8 protein-coding genes are annotated in these 5,878 nt (G+C 71.0%); 5 read left to right on the forward strand and 3 right to left on the reverse strand.

What is annotated here, in order from left to right; genetic code table 11:
• The first annotated feature begins 170 nt into the window (after nucleotides 1–170).
• The 3 genes from G6026_RS07475 (at nucleotide 171) to G6026_RS07485 (ending at nucleotide 2,472) form a co-directional block, all read left to right on the forward strand.
• Nucleotides 171–665: a nuclear transport factor 2 family protein gene (locus G6026_RS07475; RefSeq protein WP_182612802.1), complete on the forward strand. Its 495-nt coding sequence runs from the start codon at nucleotides 171–173 to the stop codon at nucleotides 663–665.
• A 65-nt stretch (nucleotides 666–730) separates the two neighbouring features.
• Complete coding sequence (locus tag G6026_RS07480) at nucleotides 731–1,576, forward strand: SDR family oxidoreductase (RefSeq protein ID WP_194305667.1); 846 nt, start codon at nucleotides 731–733, stop codon at nucleotides 1,574–1,576.
• Nucleotides 1,577–1,755: 179 nt separating this feature from the next.
• Entirely contained in the window at nucleotides 1,756–2,472 is a 717-nt protein-coding gene (locus G6026_RS07485; protein ID WP_107757177.1) for a TetR/AcrR family transcriptional regulator, read from the forward strand.
• Between the two features lie 42 nt (nucleotides 2,473–2,514).
• Here G6026_RS07485 and G6026_RS07490 read toward each other — a convergent pair whose 3' ends face one another.
• From G6026_RS07490 to G6026_RS17795, 3 genes are read right to left on the reverse strand one after another with little or no spacing between them, the layout of a single operon-like run.
• Nucleotides 2,515–3,708, reverse strand: coding sequence for an FAD/NAD(P)-binding oxidoreductase (locus G6026_RS07490; protein WP_182612803.1), 1,194 nt, complete (start codon nucleotides 3,706–3,708; stop codon nucleotides 2,515–2,517).
• A gap of 3 nt (nucleotides 3,709–3,711) precedes the next feature.
• Nucleotides 3,712–3,975, reverse strand: a complete 264-nt coding sequence (locus tag G6026_RS07495) for a hypothetical protein (protein WP_107757175.1) — start codon at nucleotides 3,973–3,975, stop codon at nucleotides 3,712–3,714.
• Nucleotides 3,976–4,007: 32 nt separating this feature from the next.
• A complete protein-coding gene (locus tag G6026_RS17795; RefSeq protein ID WP_255458022.1) occupies nucleotides 4,008–4,139 on the reverse strand; it encodes a hypothetical protein in 132 nt (43 codons plus the stop codon).
• 103 nt (nucleotides 4,140–4,242) lie between these two features.
• On the opposite strand from G6026_RS17795, the gene G6026_RS07500 reads away from it, so the two are divergent.
• On the forward strand, nucleotides 4,243–4,710 hold the full coding sequence (locus G6026_RS07500) for an SRPBCC family protein (RefSeq protein ID WP_182612804.1): 468 nt from the start codon (nucleotides 4,243–4,245) through the stop codon (nucleotides 4,708–4,710).
• A gap of 96 nt (nucleotides 4,711–4,806) precedes the next feature.
• Nucleotides 4,807–5,878 (forward strand): alpha/beta hydrolase (locus tag G6026_RS07505; RefSeq protein WP_182612805.1); only part of this gene is annotated, 1,072 nt, incomplete at its 3' end.

The following is a 5,878-nucleotide window of genomic DNA, read 5'->3' on the forward strand; positions in this document are numbered from 1 at the left end:
GGGGCGCCGTGCCCGCGGGCGGTCGCGGGGTCGGGCGGGAGCGGGCCGGGGTGGCCGTCCTCGTCGTCGTCGGACCGGTTCTCGCTTTCCATCCCCGAACTGTACACAACTGACTACAGTCGGCTTGACGGGTGTGGACTGACGCGCCCCCCTCGCGAGAAAGGCCCACGATGACCACCACCGACCGCCGCGACGACATCGACGCGATCAAGGCCCTGAAATACCGCTACCTGCGCTGTGTGGACCTGCGGCTGTGGGACGAGCTCGCGGAGACGCTCGCGCCCGAGGTCTCGGCGTCCTACGGTAGGCGCCTGTCCTACACCGGCCGCGACGAGGTGGTGGCCGGGCTGCGGGAGCAGATGACCGACGACGTGATCACCGAGCACCAGGCCCACCACCCGGAGATCGAGGTGGACGGCGACACCGCCACCGCTCGCTGGTACCTGCAGGACCGGGTGATCGTCCCCGCCTTCGACACGATGATCATCGGGGGCGCCTTCTACTCCGACACCTACGCACGCCACGACGGTCGGTGGGTCATCACCAGCACCGGTTACTCGCGTACGTACGAGGCGATGATCGACCTCAAGGACATCCCGAGCTTCACGCTCACCGACAACCACCTCGCCCCCGCCGACGGCGGTGAGGGCGCCGGGCGAGGGTGATCTCCCTCGTTGCCGAACGCCGGCCCGACTCGCACGCACCCCCGCACCGACCCCCGGAGGACCCCATGACCGACACCACAGCGCAGCCCGACACGACAACGCAGCACGACACCACAGCGCAGCCCGCCGGGAACCCCGGCACCACACGCGAGGACCGACTTGCCGGAAAGGTCGCCATCGTCACCGGCGGCGGGCAGGGGGTCGGGGAGGGCATCGCACTCGGTCTCGCCGAATCCGGCGCCGCGCTCCTGCTGGTCGGGCGCCGGATGCGCAAGCTCGAGCGGGTCGCCGAGATCATCCGCTCGAACGGGGGCACCGCCGAGTGCCTGGCCGTCGACATCATCACCGACGGAGCCCCCGAGGCGATCATCGCGACCGCGGTGGAGAAGCTCGGCGGGGTCGACATACTGGTCAACAACGCCAACATGGCCATGCCGCTGCCGCTGTCGGACTACCCGGACGACGAGTTCCGCAAGGCCTTCGAGGGCGGGCCCCGCGTGACGTTCAGCCTGATGAAGCTGGCCCGGCCCGAGATGGCCAAGCGCGGAGGCGGCACGATCATCAACCTCGTGACCGCCGCCGCCGTCCGGTGGGACGCCGCGAACTACGGCATCTACTCCGCGGTCAAGGAGGCCATCCGCGCACTGACCCGCGCGGCCGCCTACGAGTGGGCCTCCGAGGGCACCCGCGCTCTCAACATCGCGCCGCATGCGCACAGTCCCGGGTTGGACTGGTGGATGGAGAACAACCCCGAGGAGGCCCGGGAGTTCGTCTCGAGCATCCCCGCCGGCCGCGTCGGCGATCCGCTGAGTGACATCGGTCGCCCCGTGGCCTGGCTGTGCTCGGCCGAGGCCTCGTACCTCAGTGGAGCGACCATCCCCCTGGACGGAGGGCAGTCCCGCTGGGGCTGACCTCGCACACCCACCCGGGACGAGCGATCCCCGACCGCAGTCGACATGGGGCACCATGAGCAGCGCCGGTCCCCCGAGTCCAGTGGCACCCCACTGTCGTCGGAATCCCGCCGGCCGTACCAGTCCTGACGGTGCTCAGCCCCGAGTAGCTGAGGCTGCAGGTCGGAAGTGGAGTCCCGGTGCAGCACGGATCCGATGATCGCACTGCCGAACCGAGCGCAGCCGACGCGGTGACACCCTCCGGGCGGGCCGATCGCACCGTGGAGGCCGGGAAGGCCAGGGGCGCCAAGACGGTGATGATCGAGATCGCCGAGAAGATGATCAGCGAGCGAGGCCTGGACGACGTCTCGATGCGCGACGTCGCGACGGCGGCCGGCCAACGCAACAACTCGGCGGTCCAGTATCACTTCGGTAGCCGCGACGGCTTGATCCTGCAGGTGCTGCGGCGGCGCATCGTCGCCCTCGACGCCGACCGCAGGCGGCGCCTGGCCGCGGCCGACGAACAGGGCCTGGGTGAGGACCTGCACACCCTCGTCGGGGTTCTCTTCGGCCCCATCGTCGACCTCCTGCGTTCCCACCCCGAGGCCACGCACTACGCGCGGTTCCTGCAGAGGGTCGGCCCGGTCATGGCTCCCGGTATCCCGGAGGCGGATCTGCGGACGGCGGCCGACGACGTGGTGGTGCGGCTCATCGACGTGCTGTCCCACCTGCCGCGGCGGGTGGCGTTCGAACGCATCGACCTGGCCACCCAGATGTTCACCGGCGCGTTGGCGGTCTTCGAGGACCGCCGAGATGCCCGCAACACCGTGGTCAACGACCGGTTCGAGGTGGTGGTGGCGCACCTGTACGACATGATCGAGGCCGCCCTGCGCGCCGGTGTCGGGTCGCGCGATTGAGCGGTCCGCGGACCGTCCCCGATCCGTCGTCGGACCCCGTTCTCAGACCCGTCCGCGCAGCAGCTTCCGGAAGTAGAGGACCGGCTGGAGATAGCGGTCGAACGCGTACGTCGAGCGCCTGGGGACCGTCAGGTCGATCCCGGGGATCTCGGGCGCCGGCCGTCCGTCCCGGTCGTGCTCGGCCAGCATGAGGCGGTCCCGGCCCACGGCGATGGGGATGATCGTGTAGCCGTCGTACCGCGACCCCGGGCCACCGTCCCGGGCCGCGCGGAGGTTGTCGGCGACCACCGCCACCTGGGGACGTAAGGCCCCGCCGGACGGGCGGGTGCCGGCGGCGGCGGCGTCGCCCAGGCCCCAGACCGAGTCGGCGCGGGCGTGGCTCAAGCGCTGTGGATCCACCTCGACGAGCCCGGCCTCGCCCCCGTCGGACAACCCGGCCCGGGTGATGAACTCCGGTGCCCGGCTCAGCGGCGTGACATAGGCGAGGTCGACGTGCTCGATCGTCGTGGACACGGCACCGGTCAGGGTGACGGTGCGCGCGTGGTGGTCGACGGCGGCGACGTCGGAGCGCTCGTGGACGGTGATGCCGTACTCCCGGATCAGTGGGAGCAGGTGCGAGTCGCACGGTTCGAGTCCGAGCAGACCTCCGAACGGGGTGACCAGGTGCACCTCGATCCGGTCGAGCACCTTCTCGCGTCGCCACCGGTCGCACGCGAGGAACATGGCCTTGAGCACGGTGCCCCCGCAGGAGGCGGGTTCCGGCGGTACCGAGAACACCACGGACCCCTCGCGGAGGCGGACCAGCGCCGCACACGCGCGACCGGCGTACTCGGGCACGTGGGCGGACGCCGCCCACCCGGCGACGTACGCCTTGTCCAGTCCGGGGATCGCGTCCCACCGGGGGGTCAGGCCGGGGCAGACGACCAGGTTCTCGTAGTTCACCGTGGGGCCCTGCTCGCGCGGACCGAGGGTCACGGTCCGGGCATCGGTGTCCACCCGCCCGGCGGGGTGGGGCAGGAGCTGCACGCCGGAGGGGACGACGCTCGTCATCGCCCGTTCGTACCGCCTCATCTGGGCCAGGCCGGCGGCGGCGTAGTTGAGCATCGGCCTGTACCGGTGGACGGGGGCCGGGTCGACGATCGCGATGTCCTCCCGGCCGTCCCGGCGCAGGCGCGCGGCCAGGGAGATCCCGGCGTTGCCCGCTCCGATGATCACGGTGTCGAACGCGGCGGACACGGGTCAGACCGTCACTGCGTAACCCACGAGCCCGACCACCAGAAGGAGGACGATGGCGACGATGACGATGATCGGGATGTACGCCCCCTTCTTGGACGGGGACGGGGTGGGGCTCTGCTGCTCCATCGGCCCCTGCTTCTCGGTCGCGCTGTCGGACTGCATCGACGTCGAATCGGAGTCCGGGGTCTGCGGGCCGTCGGGCGAGCCGCCGCTGTCGAGATCGGGGGTCTGGCCGGGGTCGGGGTCGGAGGGCCGTGCGTGGGTCATGAGGCGCCTTTCGTAGCGGTGGGTCCACCACGCTATGGCGTCACCCGGACACCCTCCACCGGTCGGGCCGCGCCCACGCCGACGCGGGCGCCACCGGGGAGAGGGACGTGTGTCCCGAAGTAGTGCCCGGCACGGGAGACGATGCCGTACTGGGCCGGGTTCATGGCGGGACCCGAGCGTACGGTGGTCGGCAGACGGGCCCGCCGACCCGAGTCGTGTCGTGGTCCGACTCGTCATCGACGTCTCCCCGAGAGGACCGGCCCACCCATGACCTCCATCACCACCGTCGACCGCGGCCCCCGCGTCGTCGCCCGGCGCGTCATCGTCAACGCCCCCGCCGATGAGCTGTTCGGCCTGGTCAACGATCCCGCGAAGCACGGGCTCGTTGACGGGTCTGGGACCGTCCGCGACAACGTCACGGGCCCGGCCGCCCTGTCCGAGGGCGCGACGTTCACCACGAAGATGCGGATGTACGGGGTCCCGTACCGCATCACCTCCACCGTCACCGAACACATCGACACCCCGGAGCTCAAGGTCGTCGAGTGGGCGCATCCCGCCGGACACCGCTGGAGGTGGGAGTTCACCCCGACCGCGGACGGGCGGACCGAGGTCACCGAGAGCTTCGACAACCGTCCGTCGAAGATCGGCAGGATCATGGAGCGCGTCGGGATGGCGCGGAAGAACGCCGAGGGGATCACCCGGACGCTCTCGGGACTGGCGGCGAAATACGATTAGGCCGGCTGACGATCCACGGGAAGTACTGGACGTGCGTCCAAGTTGGGTTTACGCTGGTCGCACCCCACGTTCGACCCCGCAGAATCGAGTGCCTCCATGACCACTGCACACAGGCCCCTCGCGGAACGCGTTCTGCGCCGCGTCATCCGGGCCATCGGAGCGGCGCCCGCCCCGGTCCAGCGACTGATCGCCGGACCTCCCATCCGGGTCGACGGGCAGGAACTCGGGCTCGAAGCCCAGGTGGGCACGCGGCTGTTGAACCTCGGTGTGTCGGAGACGTTCGACCAGCTCCCGCTGGAACAGGGGAGGCAGCAGATCGCGGGAGAAGCCTTCGTCTTCGGTCACCAGACCCCCGTCGAGACCGTCCGTTCGCTCACCATCCCCGGTCCCCACGGCCCGATCCCCGCCCGCCTGTACCGGCCCGCGGGGATCGAGGGGCCGAGCGCCGCCCTGGTCTATCTCCACGGAGGCGGGTGGGTCCTGGGCGACCTCGACTCGGGCGACTCGGTGGCCCGATTCCTCGCCGCCCACACGCCGCTGACCGTCATCTCGATCGACTACCGGCTCGCACCCGAGCATCCGTTCCCCGGAGGCCTGGAGGACGTCCTCGCGGCGTTCGGGCACATCGTCGCTCATGCCGAGGAGTACGACCTCGACCCGCGGGCCATCGCGATCGGCGGCGAGAGCGCCGGCGGGAACCTCGCCGCGGTGGTCTCGCTGCACCGGGCTCCCGGGTGGACCCCGCCGGCGATGCAGGTGCTGTTCAACCCGGTGACGGACCTGTCCACCAAGCACCGGTCCTACGAGCTGTTCGGTCGCGGGTTCTTCCTCACCGAGGCCCAGATGGACTGGTACAAGTCGCACTACCTCACCGAGCCCGAGCAGGCCCTGGACCCCCGCGTCTCGCCCCTGCTCGCCGACGAGCTCGGCCACGCGCCGCCGGCCTATGTCGTGGTGGCCGGATTCGACGTGCTCCGCGACGAGGGCGAACGCTATGCGGCCGCCCTGTCCGAGGCGGGCGTCGACGTGACCCTCCGTCGTCACAGCGGCCACGTGCACGGCCTGATCAACGCCACGGGTGTGGGCCACGCCGCCCGGGACGCGCTGCTCGAAGCGGTGGGCGTCCTCCACACCCGACTGGTCGCGCCAGCCGCCGCCGACCGGTCCT

The sequence above is a fragment of the Dietzia sp. DQ11-38-2 genome (assembly GCF_014145055.1).
GTDB lineage: Bacteria > Actinomycetota > Actinomycetes > Mycobacteriales > Mycobacteriaceae > Dietzia.